The following is an 18354-nucleotide window of genomic DNA, read 5'->3' as shown; positions in this document are numbered from 1 at the left end:
CCGATGCCTCTCTCAAAGCGGACCTCTTGGTGAGGGGGCTACGCTTCCCAAGATAAGTCGCTTAAAGCGACTGGCTTTGTGCTCTGTATTTGGGTGAAAAACCGACGATCATTCGGTTAAAACGACAGATGAAAAGTCCGCTTTCATTAACATATTCCTATGATGGATTGTGGTACTGGGGGGCAATACCGGACAGCAAACGCTGGCACATTTACCGCCACGCTAGTGAGGGCATCCCGAAAGAGTAAATCAGTAGCTAGCTTGGTCGGCTGTGCGTTTGGTTTCACTATGAGACGTTGTCAGGTTCTCGATGGTAAATACGCCCTCCGCCGCAACCGATAATGCATGGATTGCGATAGCGGGCAACCCGGCAGGACTCGTCGATTACGGCACCTCTTCAAAACGCACATTACAATGGCCGAGCACTCCCGAGGGTAATGCTGGGTACGCGCCGGACCCAAAAGGGGGTCTCGAATCTTTCTAGTGCATCCGCATAGAATTTCCTGCGTTGCTCTAGGTAGACCTGATAGCTCGCCCGTGACGCCTGCTCCAGAGCCTCCAGTATATTAGTCCCTGAGCTTAGTGTCTCTGACAACTGGGCAGCAATCCTAAGGGCCTCCCACAATCCCCGACCGGCAACCGGGTCAAAACTCGCATGAGCATCCCCCACACGGAAAACTCCAGGGCCAGCTCGCAGGGCCCTCCACCTGCAGGGTACGGGTACAGCTGCAAGCTGAAGAGGTTGCCGAGTTGCCCCGAACAACCGGGAAATACGCTCGGTGCGATACAAAGCGTCTGCTGCATATACCTTAGGGTCTTTCCCTGCTAAGCAGAGAGCGTCGGTGAAATAAGCCACTCCAACGGTGCCTTTTGGCCCGACCAGACCATATGCCCAGCCATCCGGTAGCGCTTCGATGAGCAGTCGTGAATCGAGTCCGGCACAGGATTCAACAAGACGGCCACAACCGACAAAAGCAATGAGACGGTCGTCATACTGAGCTGTGGCCGGTGCAGCGGTACGATTGCTTACCGCTCCAGAAGCCAGGATCTGCCAATGATCACTGTCCCCTTTTGGGGAGAAAGTCGCTGTCGAGTCCTCGACTACGCCCATTTCCAAGGCCCGAGTACGCAACAGAGCATCAAAGCTCGCCCTGTCGACGGACCAGGAAGCGCCGTATGGGGAACTGATGGCATCAACACTAGCTGGGCCGCCGTATCCCCAGCATGACCAAACCCCCGGACAGGGCTTAGCGATACGATTGAGATCATTAACTGAGAGACCAATATATGGATAAAAGCGAGCTGCTGAAGCTGCAAGCAGCTCGATCCGCGAGGCATCGCGCCTAGCGGCCGGACGCCGGCGGACCGTGACAGCCCATCCCACACGAGCAAGACCTGCCGCAACTGCCCAGGCCGCAGGACCATCCCCATGCACAAGCACTAAGCGGGGGCGCAAACTCATAGTTATCGATGGCCGAAGCGGCGCGCTTTCATTTCTACACGATCTGCCTCGCTTGGAAAGCCGGCTTCTTGAGCCAAACGGTCCTCCTCGGTTGCGGGCGGAGCTGAGGCAGCGATTCCCGCACCAGCACCCGACCCAGCTCCGAAGGCGAACGCCCCACTGGGCCCTGGATTGGTTTCCGCATAAATCACGGGAGGAAGTTGCGGATGCTCGGCGGTAAGGTCATAGGCCTCCACAACGCCCATACCTCCAAACTCATTGACCAGACGATCCCCCCACTCTCTCGGAGGACTATTGAGCGGAAAGAACCAGCTTCGCCTTTTCTGAAAGGCGAATAGCCGATCAGCCTCTGGCAGGTTGTCATCGTTGGCCTGAAGGAAGTTTGCGTGAGGCAATACGAAGTTTGGTACTCGGGTTGGCCAGAACGAAGGCGCGTCGAAAACATTGCCTCTGACTTCATAGCCAGCAAGGCAACCGCCTGTATCGTACTGCCAAGGTAGCAACATCCAGCGAGTTAGAGAGCCTGGCGTCTGCCCATTAAGCGGACCGTCTGACGCCAAGGCCGTGTTGACGTTGAGATGGCTTCCGTAGTCTCGCTCTACAGCGGTGGAGCGCTTGATACGAAAGGCTGATGAGAAGATCGATGCATGCCGCATTGGCCATGTGAATTCGATGCCCGGATGAAAGGCGTCTGCCACACAAAAGTCCAGCGCCGCACGGTCAAGAGCAAACGGTTGATCCGCTACTGGATATCCATCGATCGTGCGCGGCGGGGTCGGCAAAGTTTTCCAGTCGGCCTCAAAATTTCCCTCTACCCAGTTTTGTAGATGCAGATACCTCGCTCCATTCCTGTCCAAAGCAAGGTAAAGGTAAGGCTCTGTCTCCTCTCTCTCAGTCGTGCCAATGGCATCACCATAAAGCCACGGCCACGCGCCTAGAGTAGAGGGATGATCTTCTTGCACTCGAAACATGCGCTGAATAGTCCGACGCAATGGTTTGTAAACATCCACATCTTTCCCACCATGAAGACGACAAATTTTCTCAATAAAATCCGGGCTTCCGAAGTCAAATGGCGCACGGTGACCGAAGATGGCTGCCGAGGCTTTGTTGACCCACTGGAGACCGCTCAACCTGCTCAACATTGGATAGATGTCCTCGGTGAAGGACGTGGAACCCTTTTTTGACATCCAGCCTTCGCTGACGAACATTTCTTCAAGAAGGTCGTAAAGAGTCCTCCAGGACTTCAGGTCAGGAGCATAGTTCGGAGGTGCGGATGCTACCCACGAGCCTTCCGTTGGTACCACCCTCCCATCGACTACCACCATGGCATCGACCGTGCCATCTGCGATGTCGTCATGCCAATCTTCTGAGTTTCCAAACGCATCTTTGGCTCCCTCCACCTCCAACGGAGCTCCACTGGGCGAGCGTGAGACACCCAGGCCGCTGAAAAACAGAAGCCTCCCATGCCCGTCGGTTCTGATTTCCCCCAAGGAGACCTTCAGGTCCTTAAAATAGCCAGTATCGAAACGGTACTCTGCCTTACCTTGCTCGTTGCGCCCAACGATAGTTCGAGCCCCCGGATCGATCACCAATTTGCGACGCTCAGACGGATCGGTGATGGCCGGGTTCCGACGCTCTACTACCGTATCCGCCAACGAGGGCACGTCCATGGCATGCCGAAACTTGAACCAGGCAGCCTTCGAATTAGCGACATGGACAGTCCACGTCACCTCTGCGTTATCCGAGTTGAGCTCAGCAATGACCTGGCCATCCTCATCGTACCCATAGACACGGAACTCTACCGCCTCACGCTTTAGCTGGCCGTTGTCATCATGAGAACTGCCAGCCTTACGAGGAGCTGGGAATGGCACTTGCGGCGCAAGAAGATGGAAATCTGGACTACTGCCAACCCTAGCAATGCCGATCGCAGGATGAATTGACGCCCTCACTATTGGTTTAGCCATATTCGACTCCAGCAATAACGGTAGGGTGGGTGCTGAAAGCGGAGTCAGAACTCTCGCTTGGTCTCCAGAACAGTGGTGGTCGCTAACCCGTTCGTGCGCAAAATCCTTATTTCAAGGGTCTTAGCTCCAGGGAACTGATTAACATCCACCTCGACTGCATCAGGTCGATCCATACCGGTAGCCATGGTGTGCCAACGGTTATCACCTTCTGGCTTCACCTGCAGCAGATAGGTCACGCTCGCTTCAATCGGTGGTGCACTATCGGCTTCGATTGGTATCCGATGCAGTTTTTCAGTCAGCGGCTGACCTAGGGAAAGCTTGAGATGTTGTTGCGCCATACCTGGTGCATAGGTTGCAGCCTCTGCGCCGTCGACATACAGGCGAATCACCTTCAACTGATCCTGGACTGGAACAAACTCCTCGAACATCCGACTTGTCCCGGTATTACCGCAGGAAGGCGTCATTGGGTTGACGGCCAAGTCAAAGAGAACCTCGCCGTCCTCGTCCAACCCCCTTATTCGAACGCGATCCTCACCACCCTTAATGGAAGCGAACGCGACCTTGGAGGGTTGCATTGACAGAATTTCGCCGCGGCGGGTAACAAGGTCAAAGGTTCCGATTATCTGGGCCCAATCACCGTACTCCATCTTTCTCATCGTGCCTCCCTAACTCACTGCTACGGGCGAAACAGCTGCTCTTCATCTACCAATCGTTGATGCAGGCCGTCGTAAGTATGCTTCGAGATCCATTGCCAGTCGCAGTAGGTCATGAAATCCGCCCACCGCTCAAGGGGACATGCTTGCATGGGGATACTGAGAGATGTATCACCGACATCGAACCCAATGCAGTCCTCAGCTTTATTCGAGATCTTTCCGTCGGCGTGTGGGTAGTGAGGGTCGAAAGCCTCTTGGTCGTTGCAAAAGCCTGGGTGATTACGCCCGAACGTATGGGCTAACTCATGTGCGGCGTACCAATCAGCGAATGACCCGTCCTTATCCCAATCCCAGTTGCCTTCAGCTGGTCTACCGCAAGGCCCCACGGCCACAGTGTTAGGTGCTGGAGTGCTCGGTACGAGGTTAGCTGCCCCGCGGAAGAAGCCTGAATCATTGGCAACTAGACCGTAGTAATGGGTTCGTGGATCCCAACCGGCATCAACATCTGCTTGCCGGATACTGAGAATCTGCTGATGCAGCATTTGGAGCAAGGCCCCCCATAGAGGGTCAGAACCATCAGGCAATGCCGCACTGAAGGGGGGGACAAAGTTGGGAGGACTATCAATGACAGACTGTGACCACTCGACACGCGAAACTGGGTATGACCGAATCAAGAAGGAACGTAGGTGATCAAAGTGGCTAACATCAGGGGCGTGCTTGTTGGGCGCGGCAAATCTCATGTCGGTGTAACGGATCCCTAGTACACGTATCCGAAGAACAGGCCCAGGAACGAAGTCGACACCCACCGAATTTCCGGCATCGAGGATGGGTACATCCTCACCGCTTGAGACCACCAAGAGTCTCTTCAGTTGGAGATGCATTGGCCCAGATGGAGGCTCAGGTATGAGAAAGTTCAACGAGAGCGTCGCATCACGGCGCTGCTCAGCAAGGGCCGGATGCTGTGAGGAGCGAAGTAGGATCTCATTTGTTGAGGAGATGTACCTGCCTGGCGCTCCCGGTCTTGTAGCGACTACAAGCTCGCCTCTAACCCGCGTATTCCTCTTGAAGGACTTCGGATCAATATAGACCCGCACCACAGTCGCTTTCCCTTCGAAAAGCCGTACCTCATGCTTCATGTTCTGAATGACTTGAGTGACCTCGATGCCGATGACTTCAACTTTGGTTGATGGCTGTAGGCGGCTGGTCGGGCGCCGACCATTACGGTTCAATCCATGCTCTGAATAGCCCATTGCTCAATCCCTCTGTGCCTAAGGATGTGCCGAATGAGTTTCCGTCTTACTCGGGCGAGATCAAACTCGGAATCGAAACAATTCGGCTGAGACCAGGTGATTGGCCAAACACAAAGGCCCTTCCAGCGAGCGCGCCAGCATGGCCCTCTACCGTCAGATTCGGCAGCTTGAGCTTCGGCGCGGGGGTCGCTGCTGGGCGGGCAGCCCCCTGGATCCGAATTTTGATCTTCTCGGTAATCTGCGAGCCAAAGCGGATATTGCGCTCATCAACCGTAACATCCTCAAGCACATAATCAGCACCTTTTGGCGCCTCAAATACTACGCGCAGCATCAGTCCACTCTCGCCGCGGGTTACGCGCATCAAGGACTGGACGTCCCCGCCATCAGGAGTCTCAAAGCCAGTCAGATCGACCTCGTGGATGTATAGTCCAACGGGATCTGCAAACGAAACCTCATTCCCTGCTCGAACTAGTTCGTTGAGCTGAGCACCAATGTGGGGGTCGCTATGCCGAAATTTATCGCCGAATGGAATGGCCTCGATCAGTTCCTGCTCCGAGGTAATCGGGATTCCTTCCTCACTCATGACTGGCCAGCATGCCCGCGCGGACAGGTTCATCGCCGCCCGCAAAGTGTTGTTCACCTGGGCCATATGCATCAGGGCTCCACGCTGCTGTTTTGGCCAATTCCATTTGTTCTGCGGGTTATATTCCCCCCCGTTGCCAAGGTCGTTAAGGAGGACGTCAGGTGAGACGAACTGGTGGTAGAGCTCCAGCAGTTTGTCAGGAGCGTTCTTCCAGAGAAAAGCATAATAGTCCGCAGTCTCAGTAGTGACCGTCACCCGGACAACCTTGCCATCGACCCTCGCCACTTCCCACTCGCAGTATTCCTCCTGAAGGTCCCGCTCACGATCAACCTCACGCCAGTTAATTTGCTTCATCTTTTTGGGAAAGGCGGTCCACGCGATGTTTTTCGTCAGGGTGTTCGCAAGGCCATCACCCGCAGCGTCGAAGAACCAGGCTCGCGGCTGATCCGGTTCGGGTATCTTTCGAGTAGATTGGACTTCAGCCCTGAAATCCTCGGAAAGTGCCTGGGTCCATTGTTCTTCAAGGTCCAGGGTGAGATCACTGGTATTGCCGGGCGCATGCATCATGATCATTTCTCCTCTTCACTAAGGTCCGTGTTCTTCGTAAACACGGAACCGTCTTCCCGCATAGCCAGGTGCGAAACTGTCGCACCATTTACCGAGGTGGTGTGGCGAAACTCGTTCAGCCTCCGCTTTCGGAAGGCCTCCTTCCGAGAATCAGCAAGTTTCATAAGATCGATGACGCCGTCAGGCGCACGCAACCTAGCCTGAACGGCAGTCGCATAATCGGCCAAACGCCGCCGAACAGTACCGAGCAGATCTTGGTCCTCCCATAGCAGGAGCAACTCTTGGGTGGATGACGATAGTTTCGCCCTGGCCTCGCTGATGACCATGTTGTCCAGGGCCGCTCCTTTCGCCCCCTGAGCAATCGACTCCGGGAAGAGCGGCAAAAGCCCTGCACGGACCGGCGAGAAGACAGGATTGGTAAAATCAACCATCAACAGGCAAAGCGCGAGCCGAGGGCTCAGCACTTCTCTTCTGACAAGCACCTCGACGACAGCTAAATCCTCGAAAGCCCGCTCTGGGACGAGGAATGCGAAATGGGTGTCGCCTGGAACAGAGGGGCCGTCCTCTGACGCTTCTACATGGACCTGTAGCTCATCGAGAGCAGCGATATACAGGCTCGAAAGCACAGTAATTTCGTTGGAAGGGAGAACAGTCAAATCACTTAACTGCGAAGCAGCAAAGCTGATGCCATCCTCATCAAAAAAGAAGCTATTTGGCAACGATATTTCGGGGTTGAGGGCAACAATTCTGGAAAGGATTGTCGAGCTGATGAGATTTACCGAGGTGGTCCAAAGGATCTGACGGGCGTACCACTTCAGATTGAGAAGTTGGCCACCCTCCAGATCCTTTTGCACACGACGCCTTGTCCAGCGTCGGACGCCGGTTTTAACTGTGGCCTCAAGCTCCTGAGCTCCTGTCAACTCTGCGAACAACGGATGATTTCGCTGCTCTACCGTCTCGAAGATGAGATCGCGAGGAATGCCATTGGTCATGGTGTGCCAGTGATTCCAGGGCTCGTTAAGCTCTTTCATCACTAAACTACCGTTAATGTGACTGTCGAAAGGACCTTTCCCGCGGCTGGAATCCTGCAGGGCATGCAACGAGCTTCCAGCCCAGCCCCACCCGGCACTTGTCCTCTCGAAGAAATGAAACACCCCCTGAGTCTCGCTCCAGGCGATCAGTTGCAGTAGAGATTTCGGATCATCCAGATCAGTAGTAGTACTGAGCAAAAAGTCGGGAGGAGTAGCGTTGTCCTTCTGCCATGTGAACACTAGTCGAGTGTTCATTGGCAGACGGGGAACGGTCGACTGAAATTCAGCACCTTCGGCGACCACGTAAAGCTTGCGCAGAGGTCTCGCCTCCTCCCCAGCCAACCCGTCGATAGCGGCAGCAAGCTCAACCAGAGTCAGAGGCACTTGCTCCCTGAAGAGAATGTGGGCCGTGAAGGGATCACCGAAGGCCTGAACCTCTTCGAGCGTCATCAGCTGCGGACGGTCGTGAACGCCCATTATCATGGCCAGAAGCGGTACTTGAGGTCCAACTGCCTCGCCAGCTGGAGGTTGCTGATGTGTGGGAGAACGCCCTGCAGCCTGCTCAACCACGCCGCGGAACACTTGACGGCGCTGCAATAGGTCTCCAACCACTTCCTTCTTTGGAAATCGCGTACTCATGATCCCTCCGAATGCAACGCGTTCTGCCCCGACACATCACACTGATGCTTTCACGGACACTAATGAAGGCATGACATTCCGTGTCTGATCCTTGCCATACAAGTCGATCCTTTATGATCTCTCGGTACGGTGAAAATCCAGAGTAGTTCAGCCCTGACGTAATGCCAGTGGGCCAGCACGCCAAAATGTGACTGCACAGTGCCGCATATCCCACACCACCCCTCTGGCACAAGTGTTGGGCGAAGGTTTCACCGGAGAAATCCCGACCAAGGGTTGCATTTTCTATATGTGCCAGCGTGCCATGGCTGCCCGAGCCGGGGTCGTCATTCGAGGGGCATGATCTGGTGGTGTATCAGCCGCATTTGCAAGGCGGCAAGGACATGACTCTGATAAACAATTCTTTAGGGCGTGGGCGGATTGTCTCAAGCCTGAGTTCCAGCCTGCTGGTGCGCCGGTCCATCGCTTCGGGTATCGGACTGGGGGAAGTTCCGGTGTACTTAGGGGAGAGAGACGGGCTGGTCAGGCTGTGGCCGGAGCGTACGCGGTCTCTGCCGTATGACGTGTGGCTGGTGACCCACACGGATTTGCGGCACACCGCCAGGGTGCGTGAGATGATTGACGAGATTGTTGCGGGGTTTTCCGGTACAGGCGAATAAAAGATCGCGGCTTCGTTTCACTTTGTACGAGCTGTTGAGTGCAACGAGACTGCGATCTTTTCAACTTCTTTTATGGCATTTTCGGTAGTTCCTGCGCACGAAAGTCGAACATCTACACTTCGGCATCCACACCGTGCTCAAGCTCAGCAACTGTTCTTCACGTCACCGTAAGCCATCGCCTTCTTGCAAGGGCATCTCGATGAGCTCGACACTACCCCGCGCGGCCAATTCAACGGTCGCACTTTCCTTGCCGTCGACCAGTCCGCCATACGCCCGCGAATCCTTGCGCACTTCCAACGCGCTTGGCGTCATAGGGGAGATGATCAGTTACAGGCAACGGCGTTTCTTCTGCCGACCGAACTGCTCCAGCGGATCACGCGGTTTTGAGGCTCAGTCACCACCCCTCAGGTTCTAGCGACAAACTGCCATTTCTCCGGAGGATTTTTGATCTGACAAGCAGGTTTTGGACTGTCGATGCCGCGCGGAGTAGCCATCCAGTACGACTCCATATATGGTCCGGTGCCAGCAACTAGATGCTTGTACTCGAGGGACTCGCAATCGGTACCCCGCACAAAAATCGACGCGAGTGGAACAAGTTGCATTGGCAGCGAGGATGGGTCAGCAGGTACGTCGACACGGCCAATTGCCGTATTGATCTTGCCCTCCTTCACGACGGCCGAAACCAGAAACCAATCACTGGCTGCATTCTGAAGGAGCTGCAGATAGTTACCGTCCACCGTCGGCCAAGGTGCGAGCCGGCCAACATCAGGTACGGGACTGGCTGAACCGGCGCTGGCGGCCAACATTAGACTGAAGGTGAACAGCAGGTGTTTTAGGTAGATCATTGTTGCAGCCTCGTTGCGAAAGAGGCTTCCCATGATAGGGCGATTTAAACCCGCTGCAACCGAAAACCATGCAAGTTTTTCCCGGACGGTGATAGATGCTGTGACGCTTAGGATGAACCATGCTTGATTCGCCTGGAGACTTCGCTGACCGCATTGAAATCTCGATTAGGTCCAAGCAAGTGATCAAGTGATGTTCTAGTCATCTTTCTTGGTGACGCCATGCTGCGCGAAAAGCTCTTTGAAAAAATTTACGGCCAATGCTCGCGATTGATCACCAATTTCTACAGCACCATCGCGCTGCAACGTGTCCTGAAATTCGCCTCCACCGAAGCGGTAAACCTCGTATCTCATTAACCTCAGACGCCGATCCTCGGCAACCATTGCAGCGTACCTAGCCGGAGCAGGCTTGCCATCGATTGCATAGTGATGCTGTCCATCCACCTCAATGACTACCCGGACACCGTGCTCAAGAAGTAATAAGAAATCCATTCTCTCCCGAAGCAGCACCTTGTCTGGCCCCCTCTGCCGTGAGGTTTTGGGATCGTAATGAAGATAGACTTGTGGAATCAAAGCCGGTAGCCGTTCTTTGAACAGTGGCGCCAACTCACGGTAGTAACTGTCGAAAAGCACCGTCTCGCCTGGGGATCGCGCTTGTTTCACGGAATCTCTCAACCGACGATAGAGGCTTCGCTGTGCGACATCCAGATCATCCACACCTTCGCGTCCTCCCCACCAGACCACGAGATCGCTCCACAGCAATCCTTTCTCGCTCAATGCGCGGTCATAGATTAGGGCGTCATGTTGATTTCTGATGCCAACCTCATTGTTGATCGCATCAGTGAAATACAGATCTGGCTTGCTGTTGATCGAGGCAAAAATCAGGTTCTTGGCGGCGCCCTGTACCCCTGAAGAAATGCGTCGAATGCCATAAACATCCCGGCGTGAGATCTCCTTGAGCACCTTCAGTGAAAAACCGTCAGCCACGAGTAGATCGTTAAGCATTGGCACCAGGACTTTTTGTTCTGGATCTGTTCGGCATTCGGGAGATAGGACGTAAGCGATCAGATCAAAAAAACGCTGTTGTGAGCATGTCATCGCTCCACAGTATTTCAGTACAGTGGAGTTGGAGTAGTCGTTGCGTTGTACGAAATGCTCTACAACGTCGGTGTAAAGCGTGTTGAGAAATCCGTGCTCGGGCCCAGACATGCCCCAATTTGGATTCAACACGTTGAGTCCATCCAAAGCTGGAATCTCACCAAAAAGCGGATGGACCTGGTCCAAGGCTCCGAGGATTGCACGCCTGGTGATATCGGAGATGCGATGACTCTCAGGCGTCATCAGCTCACCGACGAAGTCCTCCAGTTCCGTATCCCCAATTTCATCGATGACATTTTTTGCGAGGGTGAGCAGCTCGTTCAGATTGTGACTGTGCAACCGAGAGCGAACGTATGACCGTTTGCTGCGATAGGCCTCTTCCTCGGTCCCTACCTCCAGACCAAGCTTGGTGCACAGCCCAGGCAGGTCGTATGCTTTAACACTGTGAAGAGAAGCAGCAATCGCGTCTCGTATGTCCTCTAGGCTAATGTTTTTTGCGTGCACCAATGGTCACCCTCACTGATAAGAATTCGCGTCACAGCACCGTGTAGGGCACACCATTCGGACGTGTTTCTGCCCTTATATTTTCTAGGCCCATTCAGCCACTCTCCTGAAAGACGCGGGTTAGTCGGTTAAACCGACTGATCAAAAATCAGCGGGCTTCAGACATACACTAAAGAGCTACCTGTGGAGGAATCGTGGGGAGATGAACTAATCTGGCTTTGCGCTTCTTGCTTTGTCTATCGAAAACCTTTCAAAAACAAGCAATACAAGCGTCCTGTCGTGCCATGACAAGAGTGCCAGAGCAACCGCGACATCTTTCCGACCGAATGATCCGAACTGAGCAAGATCAAACCAGTTGATCCTGCTCAGTGCTGAGTTAACAAACTCACCATACTGATTACAGTTAAGTCGAGGACTCTTCGCCCGCTTCGTCATCCTGTTTCGTTTGAGCTCTGCGCGCCAAGGCGGCCTTGTCCATGGATAGGATGGGTTTACGGTTGGCTTCGCAGAAACTTGTACGACAGTCTCCTAGGATCGCATCGACAGTCAAACCAGCGTCTGTCCAGGCCATTAGCGGCTTACCCCGCCCTTTCACCAGATTGTCGAGATAGGATTCAATCTTGGTGATCCGTTCCTTGTCGACTGTGACATAGCCAATCGGTACCGTAATGGCGCTCTCGACATCCGGCTGGAAGTGGTACTGCACGACGGCGAGCTGGCCAGGAACCAAGAAAATCTCCACCTGTGTCTGCAGGTCTGCCCCATCGTACGCAATGGCATGGGGCAACCTGGTGTGAAAACCCTGTTTCAGGGCACTAAGGTGCTCCTTACCCTCGAACGGCATGATCGCAGCGATAATTCCCCGACCTTTACGGTCCTCAGTAAGGCGTTTGGCGACCTCGTTACAGAATTCATTCAGCAGATACCCGTTTGCGCCCCAGAAGGGTACAGAACTGGACAGCCAGAATGCCCGGTGAACCTCACCTGGCTTCCAATCGGTCGCGAGATCTTCAAGCATGCGGTCGAGGGTTTTTTTGTTATTGCTGTTGAAAATCGGGCCAATCAACGAACGCGTCGCGCTTCCCCCATAACCCGTCTTGCGGTTGGCATGATCGATAAGCCAGCGGTTGAGATCCAGCCCGCGTTCATCAATGTATCGGTCAAGGACATAGTCATCGAATAGCATGCAATAACGTATTAGACTCATGCCCTTGGACGGCATTTTCACGCTGTTGAGATAGTCCGAAATTTTCGACTCAACCTCCATCGATAGCGGCCTCTGCCGTGAGCCACTGATCCTCTCAGCGACTTTTTTGAGGACCTCTACGTCTCCTTTCTCGGTTGGGCGCAGCCAGATTTCAAGATCGATGGGGATCTGCACAAACTTGCCAGCGCTGCAGCCGCCCACTTTGTACAGGCGGGTGTTTTTGATCTCATGTTCCTGTCGACGGGAGTAATCCAAGAACGCCCGATACTGACCGCCGAAGGCTTCGGTGATGGTTTCAGGTGGTGGGCTCTGGTTCTCGGTAGGTATAGGGAGTTGCCGTAGGCCGAAGCGACTGCGGTTGTACGAATTGGACGGCATGACAGACACTGTTAACGCCTCGAAAACGACGGTTTCCGTGCGCTCTTCATACTTGGTAAGTCTAGGAGGGATCTCGGGGTTGCCTTTGGTTCGGTCCAACAAAATGCTGGAAGGTGCTAACAAGCCCTCGTTGGTATACGTGGCCAACTTGTTCTTGAGCAACGTCTCGATTAGAACCTCGCACTCCCGATTGCTCAGGCCGAAATAATCCTGAATTTCTCCAGGGAGCACCTCCTGCAAGGCGATAAGAAGCCGGCAAGTAAATTCCTCAATCGCAGGCAGCGGGACTTCCTGCGTCCAGGCGCAGTTAATATGGTAGCTGTAGGCTGGGATCAGCAGCGATATCGTGTTGCACAGACGCACGCCACTGGTGTCAACAATATCCATTTCATCAAGCATTTTTGGCGGCCTCGATCATGGTGGTTCCGTCCACAAACTCGTAATTTTGGTTGCCTGCAGCACTCTGCTCACTGATGAACGCCAAGACGTCGGCGAGGGACGAGTTCGCATTCGAACTCTCCCACATGTGCTTGGAACCGATCACTACGAGGCGTTCCTGGGCTCGGGATAGCGCCACGTTGATGCGCGAGGCCTCGACTAGGAAGCCTTGTTTTCGGTCGGGGTTGTTTCTGACCAGACTCAAGATGATTATGGCGTTCTCTTGTCCTTGGTAGGCATCCACTGTCTCGATCTTGATGAGATCGCGGATGGGGGCGGCCCACTCCGCCCGGGACAGTTCATTTTCCAACAGTTTTTTCTGCGCCCGGTACATGACGATGATGCCGATCGGGAATGGATGCTTCTCTGACTTCTGGCTCCTGAGGTTTTCCAGCGATTGTGAACGCGCCAACTGTCTAAGAATGTCCCTGCACACCTCATATTCATGACGGTTAGTCACGGATCCTTTGCCGTCATTGTCTTCAACAACAGCCCGGGAGCCGCTGCCGCTATCGATCCAGGTGACGGGCTTATTCAACGGGTAAGGAAGCTCCTCATACCACTCAGGGGCTTTCTTTCGGTGACTTTGGAGCTGCCCCTTATAGAAGCAGGTGGAGATGATGTCACCGATCGGTTCAATCATCCGGTACTGGAGATCCAAGGTTAAGCCGTCGTTGGCGATGAACGCCCGTTCGAAATCGGTTTTACTGACCTCTGCTTCGCTGATCTGCAACTGCCTAGCGACATGCCGGATATGTGACTGCTCATAGTGTGGAGGCAGTTGGCAGTGGTCTCCCACCAGCAAAACACGCTTCGCGCACTGCAGAGCAATCATAAGTTCAGAAGCCTGAGCACGGCCAGCCTCATCAACGATTACCCAGTCGAACTCTTGTTCTTCGAGACTCAACCACTTGGCTCCCATACCCACCAGGGTCCCCGCGACCAACTGGCTAGACTTGACGAAGAACCGATCGAAGCTTGAGGAGGCTGATGCGAGAACATCGATCCAGTCTTGGCTGATACCGATCAGTTGATTCAGTCGCTGGATGGCGATCTGGTTAGTAACTCCATGGCGCATAGCGATGTGGTTCGTGAGCTCCGACCAGTACGCAGGGTCCGTGATTTCCGGCAGATTGAACTCATATCCTCGCGTCTCTATGTTGCTCCTGACGAAGTCTTTACAGGACTCTAGGCTACGCTTTAACTCGTCAATGCGGTCTTGCCGGTCTTGGCTCAGCTCTCGACCATCGCTCTGTTCGTTGATGCTTCCAAGCAATACGGCGATGTTAGAAAGCAGCGGGCTAATACTGCGGTGTAGCTTAGCAACTTCGGCGACGAACTCCTGGTCCAGCATGAGACGGGAGGCCAGCGCATTGATGCGCTTTTCGTACTCGCGCTGAAATTTGTAGCGCATCTTACGTTGGATTGAGCTGGAGTGGCATTGCAAAAGCTTTTCGTCAATCTGCTGCTCCCGGCCCAAGCGCACCAAGCTGATTTTCGTCTCCAACTCCTCACAGAGCTCCTTGGCCTTGATTGCCACGGTATCCACAGACGTGTGGGATTGGCCTACCAGCAAGATACTGCCGGCGAGCTTATTTTCGAACAGATAGTGAATCAATTTGCTGATGAAGGCCGTCTTACCGGTACCGGGAGGGCCCTGAAGTACGGATATGGGTGACTGGCTGACCACCCGCTGAAACGCCAGAATCTGCTTTGGATTGAGCACTTCATCTGAGCCGTTGCGGCGATCATACCGGCTGCGGATTGCCACCTCGTCTGGTATCTCGTGCTCTAGGCTAGCGCGTACATTTCCTTCCTCATCGAAGTACCCGGGCAGGCTGTGAATTCTTGAATTGCCAGCCAAAACCCGTTCCATTGCTTTCTTCCGACGGAACCGTGAGGCATGGTTACGCTTGGACTCAAGGAATATCTCCGTTCCCTCGCCCACCCGCTTTTTGAAGGTAAAAAGGGCTTCCCCGCGTGGCTTGACCGCCAAGGTTTCATCGTTGGACTCTTCAGGGATGACCCAGCCAAAAGGACTACTTTCCTCAGCTAGATAAACACCGATTTCCTCGATTTCATCAGCTGGGAACTCCAGTTCGTTACCGCTCTGAAGTACACAGGGAATTAGCCAAGCACCCGACTTACTTTCCCCGATATCGGCACTACGTAACTCGAGCGTCTGTCGCTGCTCACCCTCCGTTTCGAGCAAGGTCTGCCAGATGTGGAAAGGCTTGATCGTCTGCTCAATGCTCTTTTCTGAGTGGGCTTCGCCATCCTGAGCGCCCTCTTTGGACTCAAACATCTCAACCAGCAGGTCCAATACAGCGTCTTGGTTCATCAGAAACTCGATGAAAGAATTGGGCTTGCCCGAATCCATGACGCCACGTTCGACCGTAATAGGAGTCGTGAAGCTGCACTGCGATCGCTGTCCGTCGCTGGCGTAGTCGCCAAGCCCTGAGTCCTTGATCCACGCCGCGGTGAGAATCCTGGCCTCGGGATCGAGAATGACGCGCAATGTTTGTTCGTGTGCAGTAATGGTGAAAAACAGATGCATTGGGTTGTCATTGGCCCGTTTGACCCCCAAATGATATTCAGCCCCTTCCTTCTGCAGCAGGCTCGGTTTTTCTGGCAATTGCGGGTCTAGATGAATTAGACGTAACGGGAGCTGTGCCATCTTAGGTGGTGAATTCTGGCGATCGGCCTCGTTCTGCAAGGCCGCCCGGAGAAGTGCCAGATCCACCGGGACATGATCGGGCTGCGCTGCTGCGGCCTGAATTTCAACCGCTAGTTCTCGGGGAATATCCTCGGCAAATAACTCTTCTACCATGCGGTAGATAGCAAACCTATCGCGCCCGAATCCGTCGGTCGCTGTTGGGTTGGCCGGGCCATACTCCACGTTGTAGGGGTCGCTGGTGTCTCCGTAATCCAGGGCGTCAATCAGCAAAATTTTTATCGCTTGGCTACCCTCACCTTCGCTACTACCAACCAGAATGTTGTCGGGATGCAAGTCACCATGTGCGAAATCACTGGCATGAACCTGGATAGTCAGATCGCAAAGTGCAAGGGCACTCTCCAGCTTTTTCGCCGGGGTAACGAGTTTCGGCACGTGCTCTCGCCAAGTGATGCCATCTTCATAGCGAGTAACAATGAAGAGCCCGGCCCCCTCACCGAACAGACCATAATGAACAACACCAGAGATGGGCAGCTTGGCTTCGACAGCCCTCTCTATCCGACGGCGCATGCGAAGCAAGCGGCGGTTGGCTGCCGGATTCTGGATGTCGATGCGAGCGTGCTGCCAGAGTTTCAGCAGACACTGCTCGCCGTTAACCAGGCACCGATAGGAGATCTTCTCGCCAAAAAATGATACCGATTCGCCCGGCACCGGCGGAAAGACTCCCTGGAGAGTAAATGGGCTGAGATCCCTATTGATGAAACCACCGGCGCTCAAAGCCTGAATAACTTCAGCGGTGTCATCGAAGGACCGGTCATTGCCCAAGGAGATCGCATTGAATTCCGCGAGCATTTCGGCAGCGTTAGCAAACCGGTTCTGATACTCCAGATCCATCGCTTTCTTAAAAAAGGCATTGAGCTTGCCGTCAAAAGGGTCGTTTTCAACCGGCGTCCAGATCGAAACGCCTTCCTCCTCATCCAATTTCTGGTCAGGAAAGCAAATCTTGTGTGCCACAATACCCAGTAGATAAACGTCCTGAGCGAAGGGATTTATTCGCTCTCCCTCACCTCCATAGACATCTTCAGGGGTCAGGGTCGAGGCGCTTTTTAGAAGACGACTCTGATCCCTCACTGTGCCCTTTTCTGGGATGAAGGCGGCGTGGTAGCCGCTGGTGAGGATGTAAGCACTATCTTCCGCGTACCAAAGGTTCTGCGGCTGAATGTCTCGGTGAGCGCTGCCCAAGCTATGCAGCTCTGCAAAAGGCGCTAGCAGCGCCCGCACAATATCTAGCTTTCGATCTGGACTCCACTTGTGCGCGTTGAGGCTTATGTACTCACTCAGTCGGCGCGTATTCTGTTTAACCTCGTACATTGCCACACAGTCGACGGTGATGTTGTCATCATCGGGGGCGTCCAATGGACGTAACATGTACTGTTGCAACAGGCTGTTGGTTGCTGAGGCATTGCTGTAAAGGTGATTCTCCCGGCTAACCACTTTTTTCCAGATGCTATCTTCGCGGTTAATAATACCAAGCATATCCAGATCCCAACGCCGAATCATGGAGCGCCGGACACGGGATTCCACATGCGTAGCGGGGTACTCCGCGAACAGCTTGCCCTCATGCAGGTGATCAGGTGTTTCGGCAGCCTAATACCCCTTAACTGTGAAGTTGGCTAGCTTCACGAGTCGGCCGCGAAAAAACTCATCGAAATGTTTCAAGTTCACAGGATCATTCGGCCGGAGGCGACTGATGCCATCGAACTTGATCATCTGATTTTTTTGCACGAGAGCGTCGTAGGCCGCGGTGTCGTTGATTTTGAGAAAATCCTCAAGCCTATGAACATAGAGTTGTTCGCTTGACGGCAGATGCTCAGGAGTAGCTTTCCCACACAGCACCACATGGGCCTCTACGAATGGGTAGTAACCGAGCTTGTGCTGCAGTTCTTTCGCCAGGATGTTTTTTAGGCGGATAGCCTGGTCCCGTTTTGTATGATACGGGCTCTTACCACGACTCTTACCGTCGATATACCAATTGCCATCGTAGCTAGTCAGCTTACCCCGCCACTCTTTCAGTTCGACAACAAGAACTCGGTCATGGGTGACCATGATCAGATCGAACTCCATCGACCCTTGCGAATCACAAATCAGAACGGAGGCATAGGAATGCCATGAATTCCGTAGCTCTGCCTCCATCCGAGTGAGTGCCTTTGTTTCGCTGGCATGCAGGCCCCTACCCTTAACGATTACCTTCATACTGTTTCCTTTCCTTTGTCGGGGAGACCGGCGCGCTGAATCAGCGGGTTCAAGCCTGTCTCCCCCCCATGTCCAATGTGGCATCTCTCCAAGCTATAGTTCATTAAGGAGCATGGCAAATGGATATCACGCTGTTTGGGCACAGCTTCAAGTCG

At 53.9% G+C, this 18354-nt stretch carries 10 protein-coding genes and 1 pseudogene; 1 reads left to right on the top strand and 10 read right to left on the bottom strand.

Features of this window, described 5'->3' with window-relative positions; all coding sequences use genetic code 11:
• Nucleotides 1-1464: 1464 nt before the first annotated feature.
• From ACIO0C_RS04345 to ACIO0C_RS04325, 5 genes are read right to left on the bottom strand one after another with little or no spacing between them, the layout of a single operon-like run.
• On the bottom strand, nucleotides 1465-3426 hold the full coding sequence (locus ACIO0C_RS04345) for a LodA/GoxA family CTQ-dependent oxidase (protein WP_401308306.1): 1962 nt from the start codon (nucleotides 3424-3426) through the stop codon (nucleotides 1465-1467).
• A gap of 44 nt (nucleotides 3427-3470) precedes the next feature.
• Nucleotides 3471-4082 (bottom strand): hypothetical protein, encoded by a 612-nt coding sequence (locus ACIO0C_RS04340; protein ID WP_401308303.1) that lies wholly within the window; start codon nucleotides 4080-4082, stop codon nucleotides 3471-3473.
• Between the two features lie 20 nt (nucleotides 4083-4102).
• On the bottom strand, nucleotides 4103-5329 hold the full coding sequence (locus tag ACIO0C_RS04335; RefSeq protein ID WP_401308301.1) for a hypothetical protein: 1227 nt from the start codon (nucleotides 5327-5329) through the stop codon (nucleotides 4103-4105).
• A 46-nt stretch (nucleotides 5330-5375) separates the two neighbouring features.
• Entirely contained in the window at nucleotides 5376-6485 is a 1110-nt protein-coding gene (locus ACIO0C_RS04330) for a hypothetical protein (protein WP_401308298.1), read from the bottom strand.
• Entirely contained in the window at nucleotides 6482-8149 is a 1668-nt protein-coding gene (locus tag ACIO0C_RS04325; protein WP_401308295.1) for a hypothetical protein, read from the bottom strand. The genes ACIO0C_RS04330 and ACIO0C_RS04325 overlap by 4 nt, the downstream gene beginning before the upstream one ends.
• A 305-nt stretch (nucleotides 8150-8454) precedes the next feature.
• On the opposite strand from ACIO0C_RS04325, the pseudogene ACIO0C_RS04320 reads away from it, so the two are divergent.
• Nucleotides 8455-8805: pseudogene (locus ACIO0C_RS04320) on the top strand (LysR substrate-binding domain-containing protein); the annotation flags it as partial.
• 404 nt (nucleotides 8806-9209) lie between these two features.
• Here ACIO0C_RS04320 and ACIO0C_RS04315 read toward each other — a convergent pair.
• The 5 genes from ACIO0C_RS04315 to ACIO0C_RS04295 all read right to left on the bottom strand — a co-directional run bounded on the left by ACIO0C_RS04315 (nucleotide 9210) and on the right by ACIO0C_RS04295 (nucleotide 18199).
• Nucleotides 9210-9650: a hypothetical protein gene (locus tag ACIO0C_RS04315; protein ID WP_401308292.1), complete on the bottom strand. Its 441-nt coding sequence runs from the start codon at nucleotides 9648-9650 to the stop codon at nucleotides 9210-9212.
• 195 nt (nucleotides 9651-9845) lie between these two features.
• Nucleotides 9846-11249, bottom strand: a complete 1404-nt coding sequence (locus tag ACIO0C_RS04310; protein ID WP_401308289.1) for a hypothetical protein — start codon at nucleotides 11247-11249, stop codon at nucleotides 9846-9848.
• A gap of 403 nt (nucleotides 11250-11652) precedes the next feature.
• Nucleotides 11653-13233 (bottom strand): hypothetical protein, encoded by a 1581-nt coding sequence (locus tag ACIO0C_RS04305; protein ID WP_401308287.1) that lies wholly within the window; start codon nucleotides 13231-13233, stop codon nucleotides 11653-11655.
• A complete protein-coding gene (locus tag ACIO0C_RS04300) occupies nucleotides 13226-17482 on the bottom strand; it encodes an AAA domain-containing protein (RefSeq protein WP_401308284.1) in 4257 nt (1418 codons plus the stop codon). The genes ACIO0C_RS04305 and ACIO0C_RS04300 overlap by 8 nt, the downstream gene beginning before the upstream one ends.
• A gap of 111 nt (nucleotides 17483-17593) precedes the next feature.
• Nucleotides 17594-18199: a nuclease-related domain-containing protein gene (locus ACIO0C_RS04295; RefSeq protein ID WP_401308282.1), complete on the bottom strand. Its 606-nt coding sequence runs from the start codon at nucleotides 18197-18199 to the stop codon at nucleotides 17594-17596.
• Nucleotides 18200-18354: the final 155 nt, after the last annotated feature.

The organism is Pseudomonas sp. NPDC087336, assembly GCF_044744285.1.
In the GTDB taxonomy this organism is placed as follows: Bacteria; Pseudomonadota; Gammaproteobacteria; order Pseudomonadales; family Pseudomonadaceae; genus Aquipseudomonas.
Note: the sequence above shows the minus strand (reverse complement) of the source record. Positions and strands in the feature narration are given on the sequence as shown.